Source organism: Pararhizobium sp. DWP3-4 (assembly GCF_049898205.1).
Classification (GTDB): Bacteria; Pseudomonadota; Alphaproteobacteria; order Rhizobiales; family Rhizobiaceae; genus Pararhizobium.
Map to the genome: position 1 here is coordinate 1 of NZ_JAFCXF010000003.1, position 22387 is coordinate 22387.

Sequence of the window (22387 nt, forward strand, 5' to 3'; positions counted from 1 at the left end):
CTTGCATGTGTTAAGCCTGCCGCCAGCGTTCGTTCTGAGCCAGGATCAAACTCTCAAGTTGAAAATCTAGTCTGGCTTTAATGGTCACGTCTGAATCGACGAGAACTTCACATATTCTCACTCAAACAATCCGTCGCCATCCGGCGCCGAACTGCCCACACCACTAAAGATGCTAAAGCAAGAACGATGTAACTTCTCATAGAAACGTGACCGCCATTGTCGACTTAAAACCGGAACTTAATCCAGTTGCGAACATCCGCCGCCCACGTTTCTCTTTCTCTCTATGCAATTGTCAAAAAACAGACGAACCAAAATCCGTCGAAACCTTAACCCCGAGAGCCTCAGCGTTCCCGCCTGAAACCCACAATCCGCACCAAACTTTCGTAAGAAACTTCAGAGCGAGTTCGTCGGTCGCCAGCAGCGCCGCCGCCCTCGTTGGTGAGCGGTTTATAGTCCCAGGCGTCGTTCATAGTCAACAGGAATTTTGAAAAAAATGACAGTTTTTTGACAAAGGCTTGCGCCGTAAGGCTTTGCTGCATTGCGACAATCCGGATAACCCCTTGTATGGAACCGAAAACACAATGCCGCCCTCACTTCTTCACAATTGGCGCTCTAAACAGCGTCTCGCAACTGCGTTTTGATAGCTCTCCCTCTCTATAGGAGAGCCCCTTATAGAGTGATGGCCGTTCTGTTTGACTTGAAGGCATGAAAGATGCACATCTTCGCACAACATTACCCGGACCATAATAAGAAACGGCGCGTAACCAGGGACCCTGCTCGATTGGCATGATCACGGACAAGACCATGATACGGTCGCTCGGCAACGAGCCGCCGATCCTTGCGGATGGACGCAAGGCTCCCGACCGGCGCGAGATTTCCCTGCGCTGGCTTTCGGGTACGTTTCTGACCGGCATTACCTCCAGTCTGCTGATGGGCGTTGCTTTGTTTGCAGCGCTGGACGGGCGCCAGCAACTGGCCATTCCCGCCGAAGCCTATGCCGCGATGGACCCGTCCGTCCGCGGTTCGCAGCCGACAGCCGCTGCCAAGCGCGGCGACCGTATCTTAAGCCCCAGCATTGTCGCCAAGCCCTCCGACCGCACCATTATGGAAGTCTCGACCATGACCCATGATGGCGAGAAGGAGGTGGTTCGCCGCCAGCCTTTCGCGCATGTGAAGATGACGCTGGCCGCCAACCATCAGCCGGCGGAAAAATATCCCGCCTTCGATCCGCTGGCGATCTTTTCCAGCGATGAGGCGGATGCGGCCCCGCCGGTCAGCCGGACCGGGACGCTCTACGGCTCCGACGTCGAATCCGAAGTGGCGCTGAAGACGGTGGATTTCCCGCTGAAGGGCTCGACGCTCAAATTCGCACCCTCGATGTCGATGGACGAAGTCGAGGAGAATGTCCGTACCAATGGCTCGGTTCTGACCGACGGCAATACCCAGCTGGCCTCGCTGTTCTATATCGATCCGCGCCGCTTCGCCTCCGACGCCTCCGATCTCGACCTGATCCAGGGCCTGTCGGCCCGGGTGGTCGAGGAGAACATGACGGTCTCCGCCTTCGAGACGATCACCAACCAGACAACCGAATATGCCGACGACGTCATTCCGGTGCGCCGGGCAACGCCGATCGCCACCGTCCTGATCAATGCCGGTTATGGGAAAGCCCAGGCCGAGGATATCGCCGGCTATCTGCGGCCGGCCCTCGACGCCACCGATCTGCAGGAGGGCGACGTGCTGCGCATCGGCATCATCCAGAAGGGCGAAAACGAAGAGGCCAAGGTCGTACGGGCCACCGTCTATACGCGCGGTGCCCATGTCTTCACCATGGCGCTGGACGACAAGGGCAATTTCGTCAAGGCTTACGAGCCGCCGCAACTGGCAGCCGTTGCCAGCGCATTCGACGACAATGGAACCCCGGTGATCAATGCCGGGCGCGACCTGCCGCGCGTCTATGACGGCGTCTACCGCGCCGCCCTCTCCTACGGCATGAACTCGACGATGATCGCCCAGATCATCAAGCTGCTCGCCAGCAATGTCGATTTCCAGGCGCAATTGAAACCGACCGACCGTCTCGAGGCATTCTTCTCGGTCGCCGACAGCAGCGGCAAGGCAACCGACGATTCAGAACTGCTCTACGTCAATGCCAAGTTCGGCGATGCGGAGACGCGTTTCTACCGGTTCCAGGATCCCGACGACAATTCGATCGACTATTACAACGAGCAGGGCAAGAGCATCCGCCAGTTCCTGCTGCGCAATCCGGTTCCGAACGGCACGTTCCGCTCCGGCTTCGGCATGCGCCGCCATCCGATCCTCGGCTTTTCGCGCATGCATACCGGTGTCGATTGGGCCGCACCCCGCGGCACGCCGATCATCGCGGCGGGCAACGGCATCGTCGAAAAGGCCGGCTGGGATTCCGGCGGTTATGGCAATCAGACGCTGATCCGCCATGCCAATGGCTATGTCTCGTCCTACAATCACCAGAGCGCGATTGCCAAAAATGTCAGCGCCGGCTCGAAAGTCGTGCAGGGCCAGGTTATCGGCTGGGTCGGCACCACCGGCCTGTCGACCGGACCGCACCTGCATTACGAGCTGATCGTCAACGGCAACCGCGTCGATCCCTTGCGCATCCGCCTGCCCGGCGGCAAGTCGCTCGACGGCCAGGCTTTGGCCCAGTTCGACAAGGAACGCGGCCGCATCGACGAATTGCTGGCCAAGGACAATGGCAGCGCCGAAGTGGCTGCCGCACAGTAGAATCTAGGCATCCGCGTTTGGCATGTCGATCAGAACATCTATGCCATAGCGCAAGCCGACAACTCTACAAGCTTCTCGAATAATGCGTGTTTTCTCACGATTTGCGATGTTCAGTCCTACGAGCCATCCGGGTGCAATCTCAGATGCCCGCGCAAGGTCAGGCCTTGCAGGATAAATTTCTTCGGCAGAGCGTGCTATGTGATTTCTGCTTCGCCCGCGAGCGGCAATCGCGATTGCTTCCATTTGGTCGGGATATCGCTCTGCAATAGCCGACAGAACTTGAATCAGAGCTGTTGCCGCGTTGTGAGCGGTTCGCCGCGAGCCAAACAGCGTATATTCTAATGCTCTGCCACTAGAACTTACGGGAGTCGTGGGATGTGCGGGCGCTTCCTCCACAACAACGCTCGTTGGTACGCTGCCATTTAACGCCGGTTGCCTCGTGGCACGCTGAGCAATGGTAGAATCTGAGGATACTTTCAAAGATCGCAAGAAGTGAGTAACCTCCGCGCTCGAAGGTCGAAAACCTGAGATGGCTTCCGTCTGCTCGCTGAGCAATTCGACGAGAAGATCCTCTGGTTGCTCTGCTAGCTGTTTCCATGCTATTGGCAAGCTTCTTGCGGCTTCGCGGCGAGAAGCAATATCGCGATAGTCGCGCATTGCATCCTCAAATGCATCCCCTGACTTTACCCGCGCCCGTTCCATATAGCGTTTCAATACGCGTGCACATTCAGATGTTGGCCGCTCGTTGAGTTGCAACCGGTAAACACGGCGATCGTCATAAGTGCCTTGTCCTCCTGGTAGGTAAAAACTCCAATCGCGCCCATCGGTCAGCAGACATAAGGGAATACCTTCGTGGAAGGCATACTCAAAGAGTTGCCGATCGCCATCCAACGCACGCCCAACACCTTTTACTTCGATAAAAAGACTGGGCCGCTTTCCGGCTATGCAAAGAGCGAAATCGACGCGTCGCCCACCACTTGCGTACTCCGGCATTACCTGTTCAGGATCACTATCATCCCAACCGAGCAACCGAAGAATCGGCATGATCACACTAATTGAAACAGCAGCTTCGTTGGAATAGGCTCCATCTCGAAGCCGTCCCTGAATTTTTTCAATAAGATTTTCTAACACAAATACCGGTCCCCACGCGTCGTCGGCAAGAGCTTACCAGCACGGGGAACAAGTTGTCGACTTAAAGCCGATACTCGCGAAAATGGCCTAACCGCAAGCCATACTGCTCGTTGATACCCCCGTATTATCCAAACGACAAAGGCCGCCCCGAAGGACGGCCTTTTTCTTGAGGTCTTGGCTCAGGCGGCGGCCTTTTCGCCGCCCTCGCGAAGCTTGAAGTTCAGGCGATCCGAGCCGGCAAAAGCCTTGATCGTCGAACCATCCGGGAAATTGCCCTGGAGGATCTGCTCGGCGAGCGGGTCCTGGACGTATTTCTGGATGGCCCGCTTCAGCGGACGCGCACCATAGGCCGGATCGTAGCCCCGGTCGGCGAGGAAGGCGCGCGCCTCATCGTCGAGTTCGAGCGTGATCTTGCGATCGGTCAGCAGCTGGCGCAGGCGCGTCAGCTGGATATCGACGATCGCCCCCATCTCGCCGCGCTTCAGGCGGTGGAACAGGATGATCTCGTCGACCCGGTTGAGGAACTCCGGCCGGAAATGACCGCGCACGACGTCCATCACCTGATCGCGCACCATGTCGCTGTCATCGTTTTCGCCAAGCCCGACGAGGTATTCCGCCCCGAGATTGGAGGTCATGATGATCATCGTGTTGCGGAAATCGACGGTGCGGCCCTGACCATCGGTCAGGCGGCCGTCATCGAGAACCTGCAACAGCACGTTGAACACGTCCGGATGCGCCTTTTCGATCTCGTCGAACAGCACGACCTGGTAGGGCTTGCGCCGCACCGCTTCGGTCAAGGCGCCGCCTTCCTCGTAGCCGACATAGCCCGGAGGTGCACCGATCAGCCGGGAGACGGAGTGTTTCTCCATATATTCCGACATGTCCATGCGCACCAGCGCCGTATCGTCGTCAAACAGGAAGCGCGCCAAAGCCTTGGTCAGCTCCGTCTTGCCGACGCCTGTGGGCCCAAGAAAGATAAACGAACCGATCGGACGGTTTGGATCCTGCAGACCGGCACGCGAACGGCGAACCGCGCGCGACACGGCCTGAACCGCATCACCCTGGCCAACCACCCATTGCGACAGCTCGTCTTCCATGCGCAACAGCTTGTCGCGCTGGCCTTCGAGCATCTTTTCCACCGGGATACCGGTCCAGCGGGAGACGACATGGGCGATGTTGTCCGGCGTCACGACTTCCTGCACCATCGGGTCGAGCGCCGACGAATCCTGGCTTTCGGAAACCTCCAGCTCCTTTTCGAGCTTCGGGATCACTCCATAGGCCAGCTCGCCAGCGCGCTGGAATTCACCCTTGCGCTGTGCAGCCGCCAGCTCGTTGCGGGCCTCTTCCAACTGCTTCTTGAGGTCAGCAGCCAGACCAAGCTTCGATTTTTCCGCCTGCCAGCGCGCCGTCAGCGCATCGGCCTGCTCCTCGAGCCCGGTCAGGTCAAGTTCCAGCTTGTCCAGCCGGTCCTTCGAGGCGCGGTCGGTTTCCTTTTTCAACGCCTCGCGCTCGATCTTCAGCTGCATGATGCGGCGGTCGAGTTCGTCCAGCTCTTCCGGCTTTGAATCCACCTGCATGCGCAGCCGCGATGCGGCTTCGTCCATCAGGTCGATCGCCTTGTCGGGCAGGAACCGGTCGGTGATGTAGCGGTTCGACAGGGTCGCCGCCGCCACCAGCGCCGAATCCGAGATCCGCACCTTATGATGCTGTTCGTACTTTTCCTTCAGTCCGCGCAGGATCGAGATCGTGTCTTCGACATTCGGCTCGTTGACCATGACAGGCTGGAACCGGCGGGCAAGCGCTGCGTCCTTTTCCACATGCTTGCGGTATTCGTCGAGCGTGGTGGCGCCGACGCAATGCAGTTCGCCGCGCGCCAGCGCAGGCTTCAGGAGGTTGGACGCATCCATTGCCCCATCCGCCTTGCCGGCCCCGACCAGCGTGTGCATCTCGTCGATGAACAGGATGATGTCACCCGCTTCCGCCTGGACTTCGGAGAGAATGGCCTTCAGCCGCTCTTCGAATTCACCGCGGAACTTTGCGCCGGCGATCAGCGAGCCCATGTCGAGCGCCATCAGCTTCTTGTCTTTGAGGCTTTCCGGCACGTCGCCGTTGATGATGCGCAAGGCGAGGCCTTCGGCGATCGCCGTCTTGCCGACGCCGGGCTCGCCGATCAGCACCGGGTTGTTCTTGGTGCGGCGCGAGAGGACCTGGATCGTGCGGCGAATTTCATCGTCGCGGCCGATCACCGGGTCGAGCTTGCCGTCGCGGGCGTCCGCCGTAAGATCGCGGGCATATTTCTTCAGCGCGTCGAAACCCGCTTCGGCATTGGCGCCATCGGCGGTGCGGCCCTTGCGGATCTCGTTGATCACCTGATTGAGCTTGGACGCCGTCAGCCCTGCCTTCGACAGGATGCCGGACGTGGCAGCGGAGGTCTCGATGATCAGCGCCTGCAGCAGCCGTTCGACGGTGACGAAGCTGTCGCCTGCCTTCTTGGCAGCCTCTTCGGCCGTGGTGAAGACCTTGGCCAGCGGCTGCGACAGCGAGATCGAGCCATTGCCGCCCGAAACCTTCGGCAGCTTGGCAATCGCAATGTCATTGGCGAGCTTTGCGTCCTTGGCGCTGGCGCCGGCCCGCTCGATCAGCGATGCCGCCATGCCCTGATCGTCATCGAGCAGGACTTTCAGCACATGTTCGGGAACGAATTGCGGATGGCCCTCTGCCAGCGCATAGGTCTGAGCCGATTGCAGAAAACCGCGCACGCGCTCGGAGTATTTTTCGATATTCATACGTCAACCTCCGGTAATCGGTCAGCCCACACGTGGCACTGCCGACAGTTGGAATGGAGCTCCCTAAAAAGGCAAGCCCGTATTGACCGGACCCTGCATTGCACAGGACCGGCCGCTTGCAGTGAATATGGGGCCGGGATTTTCGAAATTAAAGAGCGCTTGACGCCTTGGCCGCCGATTTCGCCGGGAGGCTCACAAAGCCGTCGACCCCGCCCAGTTTTCGACGCTGTCGATCATGATGTCCACATGCTCGGGATTGTCCGTGAGCTCCGCCAGTTCGGACAGACGGTGAGCCGCAGTCAGAATATCCACCCGCTGCCGGTCGATCGCCCGGCCCGTCCGTGTTTCATAGGACGCGATGATCCGTTCGGTCAGATCGGCTGAAACGAAGCGCGCATAGATGAACTCCTGATGCACGGGCGCAAAGCCGGAATTGGCAAAATCGTACATGCCGGTCAATCTCTGGTTCGCGTGGTCGAACGCCATGTTCCAGCCGTGGCCATCGAAGAAGCCGTAGGTAGTGCCATAGGGATCCGGCGGCAATTGCTCGAAGGCGTCGATCGCGGCCTCGGCCTTCTGCCGGGTGTCCGCCGTCAACATGGGCAGTGCCCGTTCCCGCATCGCCGCCACCGGCTGCCACGGCGCAACCGGCCCCGCCCCGGCCGCCAGCATCTTTGCCTCGTCCAGCCCGTGAAGCTCGGCATAAAACCGCCCCAGCATCTCGCCCAGCCGCTGCCGCGCGGCCTCCGGCAGGCGATCATAATCGGCAGTGAGCAGATGCACGCCCTTCAGCTTCTCATGCACGGAAAACAGCGGCGGGCCACTGATGATGCGCAGATTGGGAACCGGCATCGAAATCTGCGGCCGGATCACGGTCAAAAGCTGCGCCTCGCGCTGCAGCGCCTTTTCGGCCACCGCGTGGCGGGGAAACTTGAAGATCAGCCGGTCGTCGACATCGACGGCCACCGAATCCCATCCCGCCGTCGCCAGCTCGAAGCGCGACGGGGCAAGCTCCGGAAATATGGTGGTAATGATGCTGCGAAAATGGTCTTCGTCACATGTTTTCATGGACTTGATTATAATGGTAACAGCGTTTCAGAAAACCCACCTGGTGAAGATGGCTTGCAGAATCATCGCCCCTGCCCGGCCAATCCGTCCTCCAGCCCCGCGGCCAGCACGGTCTCCGCCGGCACATTCACCCACATGGCGGCATCGATATCCCCGGCTGCGGCCAGCCAATGTCCGGCAATCTGGTATCCCAGCGTGTAACCGGCCCAGCGCGGACGCGCACCCGTGCCGAAGAACCAGCCAGCGTGGTCGTAGTGAAACGCTGCAAGCTCCTCCGCGCCGGGCAGATCGGCCTGCAGTACCTCCGGCGTCACGGCGCATTCCCATGGCTCCGGTTCGCTGCCCAGCAGATGGCGCACGAACTGGCCGGCCAGTCCCTCGCTGACCAGCGCTTCACCCAATGTATAGCCATATCCGGGTCCCGCCATGCGCATGCAATGATGCACCTCGTGCACGATCTGCCGGTGAAGGGCGCCGTCGCTGAGGCTGCGGAGGAAGTTCGGGTTTTCCATATCGACCGTCATCGAGAACATCGTGCTGCGATAGGCGCGCCCGACGAGGCCCATTTCGGGGATGGTTTCGCCGGCAAGCCGCTGGACGATTATATCGAGGCGCGGCGGCGGCATCATCGTCGAAACAGTCCGGTAAGCCTGTTCGAATGCGGCGGTTATCTCAGTGCGGTGGCCGGACAGATAGCCCGAGGCCTCCAGCCAGTGCAAAGTCCAGCCATCCATTCAAACATCCCCTTATCGATTCCGTAATGCCTGTGTCTACGTCAGATCGCTGAAACAAAAAACCCGGCCGCAAAAGGCGAACCGGGTCCTTCAACATGGGCAAAAACCGCCTTGCGGCAGCTGTTCGCGGCTTATTCCGTCGTAACGGGTTCCAGCGACGGCGCATCGCCGGCAGGCTCGGCACCGCCTTCGCCGGCTGCTGCAGCATCGTCACCACCGGCATCGCCGCGGCGCGGCTGGCGGCGTGGACGGGGAGCAGTGCGGCGGCGTGTCGGAGCGCGGCCTGTTGGTGCCTCCTCCTCCAGAGCGACCTCAACCGGCGTGCCTTCGATGATCGGCTGCGGGCCGGAGCCGTCGATGATCGGCTGCGGAGCAAGGTCCGGACGCGGCTGGGCCTGCTCCGATCGGGGCTGCTCGGTACGTTCGGGACGCGGCTGGCGCGGACGGTCCTGCTGGCGCTGGCGATCCTGGCGCGGACGCTCCTGGTCGGGCTGGCGATCCTGATCCGCCTGGCGCGGCTGATCGGCTTGACGCGGTTGGTCGGCTTGACGCGACTGGTCGGCTTGACGCGACTGGTCGGATTGGCGCGACTGGCGCTCCTGCTGATCGGGCTGGCGCTGCTGACGCTCACCTTCCGACTGGCGCCGCTGCTGGCGCTCGGCCTGCTGGTGATGACGCTCCTGCTCGAGCTGCTGGTCCTGGCCGACGGAATTCTCGTCGTTGTCGCTCTGGTCCATATCGTCGTCGCGGTCGTTGCCGTCGCGATCCTGGAACTCGTTGCGATCGTTGAATTCGCCGCGGTCATCACGCTGGAAGCGTTCCTGCATCTGCGCCTGTGCGGCTGCAATGATGCGGTTGTAATGCTCGGCGTGCTGCAGATAGTTTTCAGCCACGACACGGTCACCGGAGCTCTGCGCGTCGCGCGCGAGCGTCGAGTATTTCTCGGCGATGTGCTGGGCAGTACCGCGGATCTTCACGTCCGGGCCGGAGCTGTCATAGGTCCGGGTCAGCGGGTTGGAACCCTTCCGGTTATGATTGTTGTTATTGTTGTTACCGCCGCCACTGTTGTTGCTGCTGGTATTGTTGTTGTTACGCCCACGGCCGCGCTTGTTCTGCTGTCCTGGCCTCATCGTTCACTCACCTGGATTCTCTTTGATATTGATGATCTTGTGGCTTCGCGGCTTGCCAGGAATTCCGTCTCGACGGATTCCGTATCAAGCAGACACGCGCCGCGACCCAACCGCCTTTTGACGGTACCGTCGCTGGTTAAAGTCAAATTAACAGGTACCCGCACCAGGCACTGTCGAACCTTAGCAACTCTTTTTTGAGAGTAATCCCTGCGGCAAGGTTTGACCGGAACGAATCTCTGATCTTTGACCTTCTGCCCAGTGCGTGAGAGGAACCTAGCCCGCTTCCCGTGCGATTCCAAGCTTTTTCTTCGCGGTTTCGAAAAAGAACGTTGTGATATCCGCCGGTTTACAGGGGTTACCGCCCGAAAGCGAAAAGGATGGCGCGGTCGTTTCCGCCAAGGTCCTTCACCCGGTCGATCACCCGGAAGCCCTCGCCCTCGAAAAGCCCACCTACCACCTGTAGCTGGTCGTAGCCGATTTCGACACCGACAATGCCGTCCTCTGCCAGATGGCGCGCTGCATGGGCAGCGATGGTGCGATAGGCATCCAGACCATCAGCACCGCCATCAAGCGCAAGCGCCGGATCATGATCGCGCACTTCGGGCGCCAGCGATGCCACCACGTCCGTGCGAATATAGGGCGGATTTGACACGATGATGTCGAACTTGCCGACGATGCCGGAAAACCAGTCGCTTTCCACGCCGGCAAAACGCCCGCTCAAACCGTTGCGTTCGGCATTGGCCTTCGCCATTTCGACGGCACCGGCCGACAGGTCGGATCCAATCCCTGTTGCTTGCGGAACGGCGCTCAACAGCGCCAGGCAGATCGCCCCGGTTCCGGTACCAAGATCGATCAGGTGGCAGCTGCCCTTCTCAGTCACGAATTTCTGCGCGAAGGGAATGAGCCCCTCGACGATCATCTCCGAATCCGGCCGCGGCTCCAGCGTGTCCTCCGACATGCCAAGCGTCAGGCCATAGAATTCGCGGCTCCCGAGAATGCGGTGAACCGGCTCGTGCGCCGCGCGCCGCGCAATCGCATCGCGAATGCGCTGGGCGTCCTTGTCCGAAACGATCTCGGCGCCGCGCGTCATGAACGCCACTGCCGGCAGATCGAGCAGGCCGGATATCAACACCCGGGCATCGAGTGCCGCCTCGCCGATATGGGCCTGTAGAAAGCGGGCCCTGGCCTCGGCGAACAGGCTGTCGAGCGTATCGGTCATCCCTTGACCTCGCCCAGCTGTGCCAGCTGATCGGCCTGGTAGTCGGCAAGCAGCGCATCGACTACCTCGTCGATCTCGCCCATCATCATCCGGTCGATCTTGTAGAGCGTCAGGTTGATGCGGTGATCGGTGACGCGCCCCTGCGGAAAATTATAGGTGCGGATGCGTTCCGAGCGATCGCCCGAACCGACCTGGCTCTTGCGCGAAGCCGATCTCTCGCTGTCGGCCTTCTGCCGCTCCATGTCGTAGAGCCGCGAGCGCAGCACCTGCATCGCCTTGGCGCGGTTCTGGTGCTGCGATTTTTCTGATGAGGTGACGACGATGCCGGACGGCATATGGGTGATGCGAACAGCCGAGTCCGTCGTGTTGACGTGCTGGCCGCCGGCACCCGACGAGCGCATCGTGTCGATGCGGATGTCTTCCTGGCGGATTTCGATATCGATATCCTCGGCTTCCGGCAGAACCGCGACGGTCGCCGCCGACGTGTGGATGCGCCCCTGCGTTTCCGTGTCAGGCACACGCTGCACCCGGTGCACGCCGGATTCGAATTTGAGCTTGGAAAACACCCCGCGCCCGGTCACCGTGGCGATGATTTCCTTAAAACCGCCGGCATCGCCGTCGCTGGCCGAGAGCACCTCGACCTTCCAGCCCTTGCCCGCCGCATAGCGCTCGTACATCCGGAAGAGATCGCCGGCAAAAAGCGCTGCCTCCGAACCGCCGGTACCCGCGCGGATTTCAAGGATGGCGCTCTTTTCGTCGGCCGCATCCTTCGGCAGAAGCAGGATCTGCATTTCCTGCTCGATCTTTTCGATGCGCTCCTCGATCTCCGGCTTTTCCATATCGGCGAGATCGCGCATCTCGCGGTCGGTATCCTTGGCGGTCAAAAGCATGTTGACGTCGGCAAGCTCGGCCTGCGCCTTCTCATACAGCCTGATCTTCGTCACCACCGGCTGCAGCTCGGAATATTCCGACGCCAGCTTCACATAGACATCCGCCGCCGGCCCCTCGGCCATGCGCGCCTCGATCTCGGAAAACCGGCGCTCCAGCTCGCGCATCTTTTCAACAGGTAAGGTCGCCAATGTGTACTCCGTGGGAACAGCTGCGAAACGCGCGCCAGTCCTATTCAATTGAGTTGGAGGAGAGTTTACCCCCCTCTGTCACTGCGTGACATCTCCCCCACAAGGAGGGAGATCATTCTTTTCCCTATGACACCCAAGTAAGGAGGGCACAACGCCAGCGGCCAATCTCCCCCCTTGAGGGGGAGATGTCGGCGTCGCCGACAGAGGGGGGTGCAAGCCGCAACTTCGAACCCCGCCGCTACAACGGAACCCCAGTCTCCGCCGCGAACGCCACCAGCATTTCGCGCACCGGTATCTGGCTCCGCTTGTCGTCGAGTGCCGCGTGCAGCATTGTCGATAGCTTGTCGATATCGAGCGCCAAAAGCATCGCCTTGACCGGCCCGACCGCCGTCGGCGACATCGAGACCGAGCGATAGCCGATGCCGAGCAGCGCCATTGCCGACAGCGGCTTGCTCGCCATCTCGCCGCACAGCGTCACCGACGTCTCGTTGCGGTCGCCCGCCCGGACGATATCGCGCAGAATGCGCAGGAACGGACGGCCGAGCACGTCGAACCGGTCGGACACCCGCGCATTGCCGCGATCGACCGCCATGGCGAACTGGAACAGGTCGTTGGAGCCGACCGAGACGAAATCCACCTCGTCCATCAGTTCGTCCAGCTGCCAGAGCAGCGCCGGCACTTCCAGCATGGCGCCGAACTGCAGCTTGCGCGGCAATTGCTCGCCGATCTTCGATTGCCGCTGGATTTCCTTTTGCAACAACTCTCGCACCGTGCGCAGCTCGGAGACCTCGGTCACCATCGGCAGCATGATGCGCAGTTCCTGGCCGGCGGAAGCCCGCAGCATGGCGCGCAGCTGTGTTCTCAGCAAGCCCGGCCGGTCGAGCGACAGGCGGATCGCACGCCAGCCGAGCGCCGGGTTTTCCTCTTCCGCCGCGCGGAAATAGGGCACGACTTTGTCGCCGCCGATATCGAGCGTGCGGAACGTCACCGGCTTGCCGGCCGCCTGTTTCATGACGTTGCGGTAGAACAGCTCCTGCTCTTCCATCTTCGGCATGGTCGATGCGATCATGAACTGCAGCTCGGTGCGGAACAGGCCGATGCCCTCGGCGCCGGATTCCACCAGCTGCGGCAGATCGACCAGAAGGCCGGCATTCATCTGCAGCTTGATCCGCTTGCCGTCCAGGGTGACCGGCTCGACGCCGCGAAGCGCCTTGAACTGCTCCTGCTTGCGCGCCCGCAGCCGTACCTTTTCCTCATACGCCCGCTGCAGATCGGCCATCGGCCGCAAATGCACCTTGGCATCGTCGCCATCGACGATGATGGCATCGCCATTTTCGGCCAGCGCCACGACGCCCGCCGCCTGGCCGACCACCGAAATGCCCATGGCCCGCGCAACGATCACCACATGGCTGGTCACCGCACCGTCCTCGAGCACGAGGCCGCGCACGTTTTCACGCGGATAATCGAGCAGCTCGGCCGCCCCCATCGCACGGGCGACCACGATCGCGTCGGTGGGGAAATTCGTCGCCGACATCTTTGCGCCGTAGCCGGTCAGCTGCCTGAGCAGCCGGTTGGCCAGATCGTCGAAATCATGCATGCGCTCGCGCAGATACGGATCCGTCAGCCGGATCATCCGCGCCTTGGTTTCGCTCTGCACCCGCTCGACCGCCGCTTCCGCCGTCAAACCGTTGCGGATCGCCTCTTCGAGCTTGCGCACCCAGCCGCGGTCATGCGCAAACATCCGGTAGGCTTCGAGAACAGCCCGGTGTTCGCCTTCCATGGAAACGTCGCGGCGCGACAGCATGTCGTCGATCGAGATGCGCAAGGATCCCAGCGCTTCGGCCAGCCGGCCGAGCTCATGATCGGTATCGTCGTTCAGAAGGTTGGTCACGACGATGCGCGGCTCGTGCAGCACGACGTATCCCAGCCCGATGCCGTCGTTGAAGCTCGAGCCGTCGATCGTCACCGGCCGCGACAGGTCGAGTTCCAGCCCCGGGCGGGTCAGCTTCTTCAGCTCGCCGGTCGCCACCATTTCGGCCAGCACCATCGCCGTCGTTTCCATCGCCTCGACCTCGTCGTCGCGATAGGTGCGGCTGGCCTTGTTCTGCACGACGAGAACGCCGAGCGAGCGGCCGGTGCGCAGGATCGGCACGCCCAGGAAGGAATGATAGATTTCTTCGCCGGTCTCCGGCAGGTAGGTGAAGGCCGGATGCGCCTGCGCGTCGGAAAGATTGAGCGGCCTTGCCGAGGCCGCGATGGTGCCGACGAGGCCCTGCCCCATCTTCAATTGCGCCAGATGCACGGCGTCCTTGTTCAGGCCTTCGGTGGCGTAGAGTTCGAGCACCCCGTCAGAGCGCAGCACATAGACCGAGCACACTTCTGCGACCATGTTCTGCGCAATCTGGCGAACAATCTGGTCAAGGCGATCCTGCGGCTCGAGCGGTTCCGCCATCAGTTCGCGCAACCGCCTGAGGAGGACGCGTGGACCCGCAGAGAGGTCTCTCATCGCGCAACGTCTCCCGAATAAAAGTCAACAACTGCAAGCGGTAATTTGTTCCGGCTTATAGAAGCGAAAACGCCGTCACCACCGTCCGCTTTAACTCTTATCCAGACCGTAGACGGAATGCAAAGTGCGAACGGCCAATTCGGCATAAGCACCATCGATCAGGATGGAAATCTTGATTTCCGAGGTGGTGATTGCCTTGATGTTGATGCCTTTTTCGGCAAGTGCGCGGAAAGCGGACGCAGCCACGCCCGCATGGCTGCGCATGCCGATGCCGATGACAGAGACTTTGACCAGGCCTGATTCGTTCTGGATGACGTCGAAGCCGATCTTGTCCCTGGAATCGTTGAGCACCTTCAAGGCTTTGTCGACGTCGGTGGAGGGCACCGTGAACGTCATGTCGGTCTTGGAACCGTCCTCGGAAATGTTCTGGACGATCATGTCGACATTGATATGACTTTCGGCCAGGGGGCCGAAGATGGCGGCGGATACGCCGGGCCGGTCGGCCAGGCGCCGCAGCGAAATCTGCGCTTCATCCTTGGCATAGGCGATGCCGGTGACGACTTCCTGTTCCAAAATCTCATCCTCATCACAAATCAGCGTACCGGGCGGGTTCAGAAAATCGCCCATGCCCGGCGCATCGGGGTCTACGAAACTGGAGCGCACGAAGGTGCGAACCTTGAATACCATGGCAAGCTCGACCGAGCGAACCTGCAGGACCTTGGCGCCGAGCGACGCCATTTCCAGCATTTCCTCAAACGCGATCTTCTTCAGGCGCTTGGCCTTCGGCTCGATGCGCGGGTCGGTGGTGTAGACGCCGTCGACATCGGTATAGATATCGCAACGGTCGGCCTTGACCGCAGCGGCGATCGCGACTGCCGACGTGTCGGACCCACCGCGGCCGAGCGTGGCGATCCGGTTGTCGGGTCCAAGCCCCTGGAAGCCGGCAATGACCGCCACCTGGCCCTCGCCGAAACGGCGGATCAGTTCGGTGCCGTCGATTTCCATGATGCGCGCCGCGCCATGGGCGTTGTCGGTCCTGATCGGGATCTGCCAGCCCTGCCAGGAGCGGGCGTTGATGCCGATATTCTGCAGCGCCAGCGCCAGGAGACCCGAGGTCACCTGCTCGCCGGAGGCAACGACAGAATCGTATTCACGCGCATCGTGCATCGGCGAGGCATCGCGCGTCCAGGCAACCAGTTCGTTGGTCTTGCCGGACATCGCCGAAACCACCACGGCAACCTCGTGGCCGGCATCGACTTCACGTTTCACATGGCGGGCCACGTTCCTGATGCGATCCATATCCGCGACGGACGTGCCGCCGAATTTCATCACGATGCGTGCCATGTGCCTCTACCGGTATTGCCTGCTGCGCCAAGCGGTTCGCGCCTGCTTTGAGAAGTTGGCGGTCTCTTAGCGAAATTGGGGGCGCGGTGCAATGGTGGAGGGGGATAGGTTAGTCAACGGGATCATCGCGCTGTCCCTCAAGAAACCATAAGCAATAACTAGCGTAAGGATGTGGTTTGTATTGGTTAAGAATTCCATGAACATCTGCTAGATCGATATTCAACGTCATAATTGTTGAGAGCAGAGCAAGTGTCTCAATAGCGGATGTCGCAGCGACAATTTGGCGGAAATCCTTCTCGTTTTCATCCCCTCCACCATGCGCCGCACTGTTCCGGATGGTTTTTGCCAATTTGCAGTGGTCATCAAACTGCCTTGGCAATATGCCTTCTCCATAGGCAGCTCTAATATTTTTGATTGCACTATCAATCCGATCTACGAGCGGCGACCTAGTTAGCTCGTTCAGGACCTCTTTAAGACGTGCTGGGCTTATATCGAGGTCTACAAACGACTGTAATTTTCTGCATTCCTTCCTAAAATTCTTCAATTTACTTTCGGTTATCAGGCTAGCCATTTGATAATCAGGAATTGATTCAAACCACGCCATCGCCCGCAATAGATTACCTCGATCATAAATAGCGTTGCCGTGGGTGAAACTTGAAATCAACCAATACGTTACCTCCCACTCTCTTCTCCGGTTTATCCATTTCGTAAGCGCATAAATCGTTTTCTCCCGCATATCTTGAGAAAATATTGTAAAAATCGCATCGGTGTGCCGATGCGCGGAATGTTTATAATTGCCGAGAGAAGAATTTCGATAGAACTCAAAATCGTGCAGGTAAGAAAACTCTTCTAAGCCACTTGAATTACTTGCACGCAATGCCAACCCTTTCTGCTGTAGGGGGCGCCCCTCTGAAAGCTCGAAAAAAACTTCTATATGAAGAGGAATTTGCAAGGCGCTTTCTAGCTCAACCGGATTTTTGAAAATTGTTGTTATCCACATGGGGTCATCAAATTTGTCCTTAGTAGCTACTCGGATAGAAGGCCTCTTTGAGAGAACCACCTCGAAATCGTCTGCCTTTATCCGCGCCACTTCTAATTTATTGAAAATAAAACTTCTAATATCCTCTTCGGTCCCATTGGCATTTGAATGTTCGAATTTCACGTGATCCCTGTACGAAAGTGATGCCTTCGCGTCGGGCAAGCAAAATTCTATGGTTGCGACGCGATCATCAGATGTCCAGCTGCATGTTCCGAGAACTATATAATTTGCATCGATTTCAACGTGCCCAACCGACCGCGTCATTGTGCTAGACGTGCCAGATAGTTTCACAATCGGATTCATCAACGTCGCAATTTGTCCTGTAGAAAGAATGATTTCTCTTCGCTTTTGCGTGAAAGGAGCGTTTCCTCTTCTTTCAAAAGAAAATAGATCTACCTTTATTCTGTCTTCATGTACGATAAGCCGTCCTGACATTCTTGTTTCCGGCTCAAAGCAAATCTCGTCATATAAAATGGTCACAGGCAAACCCTCCAATATCCAGTAACCTTAATTTATATGTTCTGAAGCTGGATAGCTCGGTGTTGAACCTTAGTATCGTGAGATATTTCCATTCAAATGGGGAACTCCACCGTACCAAGTCAGAATTGCCGACAGCTAAAACAAGCAACTGGAAGTGCGGGTGGCAGAGAACAGCCTTGGCCGGATGTCCGCCGATGGCATATCAAGCCGGGTTGAGCGTGAACCTTTCATGACTCGTTGCAACAAGAATGCGCGACGGCATGAACCGCAGGGTTGTTTTCTCTGCAGTTTTTTGATTTTCGACCGGCATGCCCACCCCGCCGCTCCGACTGTCATAGACCTGTCATCAAACCCTGCTCCTGTGCCGGCGACCAACGGGGATGTGTGACCAATGATCGACCAACTCGACCGCATCAAGGCGGAAATCGCCGACAGCTTTGACGAAGAGCTGGAAATGCAGATGGAAGAAGACCGGCTCGACGAGCTGGTCGCCGAGGGCATGTCGGGGCCGGCCGAGCCGACGCTCGAGCGCAAGACCTATTTCCGCGAGCTGTTCCGCCTGCAGCATGAACTGGTGCGCCTGCAGGATTGGGTTCAGTACAAGAAGCTCAAGGTCGTCGTGCTGTTCGAAGGCCGCGACAGTGCCGGCAAGGGCGGCGCCATCAAGCGCGTCACCCAGCGGCTCAATCCGCGCGTCTGCCGGGTCGTCGCCCTGCCCGCACCGACCGAGCGCGAAAAGAACCAATGGTATTTCCAGCGCTACGTGTCGCAACTGCCGACGGCGGGCGAAATGGTGCTGTTCGACCGCTCCTGGTACAACCGTGCCGGCGTCGAGCGCGTCATGGGCTTTTGCACGCCGGAGGAACTCGATGAATTCTTCCGCACCGTTCCGGAATTCGAACGCATGCTGGTGCGCTCCGGCATCATCCTGATCAAATACTGGTTCTCGATCACCAACGAGGAACAGGAATTCCGCTTCCAGATGCGCATCCACGATCCGCTGAAACAGTGGAAACTGTCGCCGATGGACATGGAAAGCCGCATTCATTGGGAGGACTATACCAAGGCCAAGGAAGAGATGCTGGCGAAAACCCACATCGAGGAAGCGCCGTGGTGGGTCGTCCAGGCGGTCGACAAGAAGAAGGCCCGCCTCAACTGCATCGCCCATCTGCTCGCCCAGATCCCCTACGAGGACGTCCCCAAACCCGACCTCGTCCTGCCCGACCGCGTCCGCAACGACGACTACCAGCGCCACCCGGTTCCACCGGAACTGTATGTGCCGGAAGTGTATTGATTGGCAGAAGATCACCCGGTGGAATGGGCTGGGTGAAGCCTATTGGCTTACGGCTTGGAGACCCTGTCTTTGTTCGGGGGCATCGCCATTCACCTCCCGTCATCCTCGCCCTTGTGGCGGGGATCCAGTGACCCGACGTCCGTCGGGTCAAAAGACTCTTCACGCCAAAGGAGAAGCCGTTCTCTCGCCGCGCCGACGCGCGGCGGCTGGATCCCCGCCACGAGGGCGAGGATGACGGAGAGGAACAATCGCGAGAAACCAACCCAAAGCCCCGTGTCAGCCCACTTCTCTCAACCCCCAGCCCCCGCATTCCTCGCCACAACCGCCAGATACGCCGCCCGCAGCTCCGCAAACACCGATCGCGCCGGCGCCGGCGCATCCAGATGCAGCGCCCGCAATTCCTCCATGAAATCAGTCCACATCGCCGGCCCGCCCTGTTCCAGCAGTTCGGCGCGGATCGACAATTCCTCGGAGGCCGGCGTGTGCCGCCTGCCCCAGGCGCCCATCTGCGCCAAAAGCGGCACCAGCTGGATCGATGGTTCGGTCAGGCTGTAGATGCCCTTCTGTTTATGACTCGGATCGTCGCGGCGCGACAACAGCCCGCTTTCGGTCAGCCGCTTCAGCCGGTCGGCCAGGATGTTCGAGGCGATCCCCTCCTCCGACTGGGTCAAAAGCTCGCGAAAATGCCGCCGGTTGCCGAACATCAGGTCTCGGATGATGATCAGGCTCCAGCGGTCGCCGAGCATTTCCAGGGTAAGGTTGATCGGGCATCCCGATCGTTGTGCAGTATCCACGGTGCATCCTCGTTAAAACCGCTTGCAATATAAGATCGGTCACCGTACAAAACAACCAGTTGCATATTGCAATCAGTTATTGGAGGATATGATGAAACCGCAGCTTTTCGCCCACCCGTTCTCGTCCTACTGCCAGAAAGTGCTCGTGGCGATCTACGAGAATGGCACCGACTTCGACTATCGCATGCTCAGCCCCGAGGAGACCGGCACCGTCGAGGAGTGGCAGTCGATCTGGCCGATCAAGCGCTTTCCGGTGCTGAAGGACGGCGAAAACGCGGTGATGGAGGCGACCATCATCATCGAATATCTGATGTTGAACTATCCCGGCAGCGTCCGCCTGATCCCCGAAGACCCGAAAGCGGCGCTGCGCACCCGGATGATGGACCGCTTCTTCGACAATTACATCATGACGCCGATGCAGAAAGTGGTGTTCAACCAGATCCGTCCGGAGACTGAGCGCGACCCCTATGGGGTCACCGAGGCCAAGGCCATGCTGGACGATGCCTATGGCTGGCTCGACGGCGTCGTCGCCAAGACCGGATGGGCGGCCGGCGACACGTTCAGCCTTGCCGATTGCGCCGCCTGCCCGTCGCTGTTCTATGCCGACTGGGTACACCCGATCCCGGAGGCATTTGCGAACGTCCGCGCCTACCGCGCCCGCCTCCTCGCCCGCCCCTCCTTCGCCCGCGCCATCGACGAAGGCCGCCCCTACCGGTCATTCTTTCCGCTCGGCGCGCCGGACAGGGATTGAGAGGTACTGCTTTTTCTCTTCTCCCCCACGGGGAGAAGTGCCGAGCGGATGCGAGGCGATGAGGGGGGCTTTCCGCAAAACAGGAGCGTACCGCCCCCTCATCCGGCCCTTCGGGCCACCTTCTCCCCAGCGGGGAGAAGAGGAAAAGCGCGCCTCTGTCCGCCCACCGCATTAGGCAGCATCCCCGGAGTTAAACCGCAACACCACCTCGAACCCGTCCGCCCGGCCGCTGGCTGGCGAGAGCACCTCGAAGCCGGCATTCATCTGCTGCAGCAACCGCTCGGCGATCGACAGGCCGAGCCCCGAGCCGGGTGATAGACTGTTGCCGCGCCCGAAGCGTTTGCGGACTGCCGCTAGGTCGTCCGGCGACAGGGCGGCCGCGCCATTGACGATACGGACCACGCCGCCCGCCTCCAGCCGGATGTTCACCGGCTCTTCGCCATCGCCATGCACAAGGGCATTTTCGATCAGGTTGCGCAGCACGATGGCAAAGGCGTCCTCGCTGTAGCTTCCTTTCAGCGCCGCCCCCGGTTCGCGGTAAAGATACAACCGCCTCGCGCCGGGCTCGCTGCGCATAAAATCGGTCACCACCAGTTCCAGCACGCGCCCCAGATCGACGGCGACGGTACCGGCGCCGATACCGGCTTCGGCCCGTGCCAATTGCAGCAGTTTCTCGGTAGTATGGCCAAGATTGGCCAGCGACAGTTCGATCTGCTGGGCGCGCCGCTTGCGTGGCCCCTCCAGCTCGGCGATCAGCATCTGCGTCTGCGCCAATGCGCCGGCGATCGGCGTTCTCAGCTCATGCGCACTGTTGGCGGTAAATTCCCGCTCTGCATCGAAGGCCGCCTGCAGCCGGCTCAGCAGCCGGTTGACGGAGCTGGCGATCGGCCGCAGCTCGCGCGGCAATATGCTGGAGGGCACCGGCGCCAGATTGCCGCCGTCCTTTTTCTCGATGGCTTCGCGCAGATCATCGACCGGCGCCAGCGCCCGGCGCACGATCAGCCAGACCAGCAGAATGCTGACCGGGATCAGCACCAGAACCGGCAGGAACAGCGCCATGCTGCCCTCCATCACCGCTTCGGTGCGATTGTCCATGGCGTCGGCCACCTGCACGAAGGTCAGGCCGTCGGCAGCGGTTGCCGTGTAAAAATGATCGGTGTCGTTTTCCCAGAACCCGCGCTTCAGCGGCACGTCGAATGGCTCCATCGGCGCATCATGCGAGCGGATCAGAATTTTGCCGGTCGCATCGCGCACCTGATAGACCAGATATTCCTCTCCCAGATCATCGGCCTCGCTTTGAAAATGCCGGGGCGACGGCGGACCCTCGCGACGCTGCAGGTCGTCGAGCACCAAGGGCATCAGCCGTTCTGCCGTCTCCTGCAGCGAGCCGTTGAAGAATTCGTCGAATTCGTCCTTCATGACAGCAATGCCAAGGCCCGCCGCGATCAGCCAGAAAGCCACGGTCACGCCGGTGAGCCACAGGATCAACCGGCCGGTCATGCTGCGCGTGCGGGGTTTTTGCGGCGTCACGCCGGCACCCCGATCTTGTAGCCGACGCCGCGCACGGTGACGACGTAATCCCGGCCGAGTTTCTTGCGCAACCGGCTGACATAGACCTCCACCGTGTTGCTCTCGATCTCCGAGCCGAAGGCATAGAGCGCCTCTTCGATCTGCGCCTTGGATATGATCGCGCCGGGCCGCGACAAAAGCGTGTCGAGCACCGCCCACTCCCGCCCGGAAAGACCGACTTCCACGTCGCCGGCAAACACCCGCCGGTCGACGGGCGAGATCTTCAGGTCTCCGAAGCGGATCACCGGTGCAATATTGCCGCCGTAGCGGCGGATGACGGCAAGCATGCGGGCCGACAGTTCGCCGAGATCGAACGGCTTGACGAGATAGTCGTCGGCGCCGCTGTTCAGCCCTTCGATCCGGTCGGAAATCTGGTCATGCGCAGTCAGGATGATCACCGGAGTGGCGTTGCCGCTTGCCCGCAACTCCTTCAGCAGGGATATGCCGCTGCCGTCCGGCAGGCGAAGATCGAGCAGGATCAGACCGTAGGAAACGGTGCGCAGCGACATCCGCGCATCGTCCAGCGTCTTCATCCAGTCGATGGCATGATCGGCGGCGGCGATATGATCGCGAACGGCCTCTCCCAGTATCTCATTGTCCTCGACGAGCAGAACACGCAAGCCGCTGGTCCTCTTATCGGTCAGCTCCACCGGCATTCTTATTCCCGCTTTGAGCTGCGCCGTCAAATGGGCTGAAGCCACGGCGATGG

General features: G+C 60.1%; 17 protein-coding genes. 3 read left to right on the forward strand and 14 right to left on the reverse strand.

The window, feature by feature from the left end; all coding sequences use genetic code 11:
• Positions 1–341: 341 nt before the first annotated feature.
• Positions 342–539 (reverse strand): hypothetical protein, encoded by a 198-nt coding sequence (locus ACP7E6_RS09305; protein ID WP_426229464.1) that lies wholly within the window; start codon positions 537–539, stop codon positions 342–344.
• Positions 540–786: 247 nt separating this feature from the next.
• Here ACP7E6_RS09305 and ACP7E6_RS09310 point away from each other — a divergent pair, with 247 nt between their 5' ends.
• Entirely contained in the window at positions 787–2754 is a 1968-nt protein-coding gene (locus tag ACP7E6_RS09310; RefSeq protein ID WP_426229465.1) for a M23 family metallopeptidase, read from the forward strand.
• Between the two features lie 3 nt (positions 2755–2757).
• Here ACP7E6_RS09310 and ACP7E6_RS09315 read toward each other — a convergent pair whose 3' ends face one another.
• The 10 genes from ACP7E6_RS09315 to ACP7E6_RS09360 all read right to left on the reverse strand — a co-directional run bounded on the left by ACP7E6_RS09315 (position 2758) and on the right by ACP7E6_RS09360 (position 17270).
• Positions 2758–3885, reverse strand: a complete 1128-nt coding sequence (locus tag ACP7E6_RS09315) for a hypothetical protein (protein WP_426229466.1) — start codon at positions 3883–3885, stop codon at positions 2758–2760.
• Positions 3886–4064: 179 nt separating this feature from the next.
• Positions 4065–6671 carry an ATP-dependent chaperone ClpB gene (gene clpB, locus ACP7E6_RS09320; RefSeq protein ID WP_426229467.1) on the reverse strand — a complete coding sequence of 869 codons (2607 nt, stop codon included), beginning with the start codon at positions 6669–6671 and terminating at the stop codon, positions 4065–4067.
• Positions 6672–6863: 192 nt separating this feature from the next.
• Positions 6864–7739, reverse strand: coding sequence for a phosphotransferase family protein (locus ACP7E6_RS09325; RefSeq protein ID WP_426229469.1), 876 nt, complete (start codon positions 7737–7739; stop codon positions 6864–6866).
• A gap of 62 nt (positions 7740–7801) precedes the next feature.
• The gene (locus ACP7E6_RS09330) at positions 7802–8473 is read right to left on the reverse strand and encodes a DUF2268 domain-containing putative Zn-dependent protease (protein WP_426229470.1); all 672 of its coding nucleotides are present in this window, start codon (positions 8471–8473) and stop codon (positions 7802–7804) included.
• Positions 8474–8604: 131 nt separating this feature from the next.
• On the reverse strand, positions 8605–9603 hold the full coding sequence (locus ACP7E6_RS09335) for a DUF4167 domain-containing protein (protein ID WP_426229471.1): 999 nt from the start codon (positions 9601–9603) through the stop codon (positions 8605–8607).
• Positions 9604–9958: 355 nt separating this feature from the next.
• Positions 9959–10822, reverse strand: a complete 864-nt coding sequence (gene prmC / locus ACP7E6_RS09340; protein ID WP_426229472.1) for a peptide chain release factor N(5)-glutamine methyltransferase — start codon at positions 10820–10822, stop codon at positions 9959–9961.
• A complete protein-coding gene (gene prfA / locus ACP7E6_RS09345; RefSeq protein ID WP_426229473.1) occupies positions 10819–11901 on the reverse strand; it encodes a peptide chain release factor 1 in 1083 nt (360 codons plus the stop codon). The genes prmC and prfA overlap by 4 nt, the downstream gene beginning before the upstream one ends.
• 238 nt (positions 11902–12139) lie before the next feature.
• Positions 12140–14407 (reverse strand): phosphoenolpyruvate--protein phosphotransferase, encoded by a 2268-nt coding sequence (ptsP, locus tag ACP7E6_RS09350; RefSeq protein ID WP_426229475.1) that lies wholly within the window; start codon positions 14405–14407, stop codon positions 12140–12142.
• A 90-nt stretch (positions 14408–14497) separates the two neighbouring features.
• Positions 14498–15751 carry an aspartate kinase gene (locus ACP7E6_RS09355; protein ID WP_426229476.1) on the reverse strand — a complete coding sequence of 418 codons (1254 nt, stop codon included), beginning with the start codon at positions 15749–15751 and terminating at the stop codon, positions 14498–14500.
• A 109-nt stretch (positions 15752–15860) separates the two neighbouring features.
• Positions 15861–17270 (reverse strand): hypothetical protein, encoded by a 1410-nt coding sequence (locus ACP7E6_RS09360; RefSeq protein WP_426229477.1) that lies wholly within the window; start codon positions 17268–17270, stop codon positions 15861–15863.
• A 391-nt stretch (positions 17271–17661) separates the two neighbouring features.
• On the opposite strand from ACP7E6_RS09360, the gene ppk2 reads away from it, so the two are divergent.
• Positions 17662–18564 carry a polyphosphate kinase 2 gene (gene ppk2 / locus ACP7E6_RS09365; RefSeq protein ID WP_426229478.1) on the forward strand — a complete coding sequence of 301 codons (903 nt, stop codon included), beginning with the start codon at positions 17662–17664 and terminating at the stop codon, positions 18562–18564.
• Between the two features lie 290 nt (positions 18565–18854).
• Here ppk2 and ACP7E6_RS09370 read toward each other — a convergent pair whose 3' ends face one another.
• On the reverse strand, positions 18855–19358 hold the full coding sequence (locus ACP7E6_RS09370) for a winged helix-turn-helix transcriptional regulator (protein WP_426229479.1): 504 nt from the start codon (positions 19356–19358) through the stop codon (positions 18855–18857).
• A 91-nt stretch (positions 19359–19449) separates the two neighbouring features.
• On the opposite strand from ACP7E6_RS09370, the gene ACP7E6_RS09375 reads away from it, so the two are divergent.
• Positions 19450–20109, forward strand: a complete 660-nt coding sequence (locus ACP7E6_RS09375; RefSeq protein WP_426229480.1) for a glutathione S-transferase family protein — start codon at positions 19450–19452, stop codon at positions 20107–20109.
• A gap of 171 nt (positions 20110–20280) precedes the next feature.
• On the opposite strand, the gene ACP7E6_RS09380 is transcribed toward ACP7E6_RS09375, so the two are convergent.
• Both ACP7E6_RS09380 and ACP7E6_RS09385 read right to left on the reverse strand, forming a co-directional pair.
• Positions 20281–21609, reverse strand: a complete 1329-nt coding sequence (locus tag ACP7E6_RS09380) for a sensor histidine kinase (RefSeq protein WP_426229924.1) — start codon at positions 21607–21609, stop codon at positions 20281–20283.
• A 26-nt stretch (positions 21610–21635) separates the two neighbouring features.
• Positions 21636–22298, reverse strand: a complete 663-nt coding sequence (locus ACP7E6_RS09385) for a response regulator transcription factor (RefSeq protein WP_426229481.1) — start codon at positions 22296–22298, stop codon at positions 21636–21638.
• Positions 22299–22387: the final 89 nt, after the last annotated feature.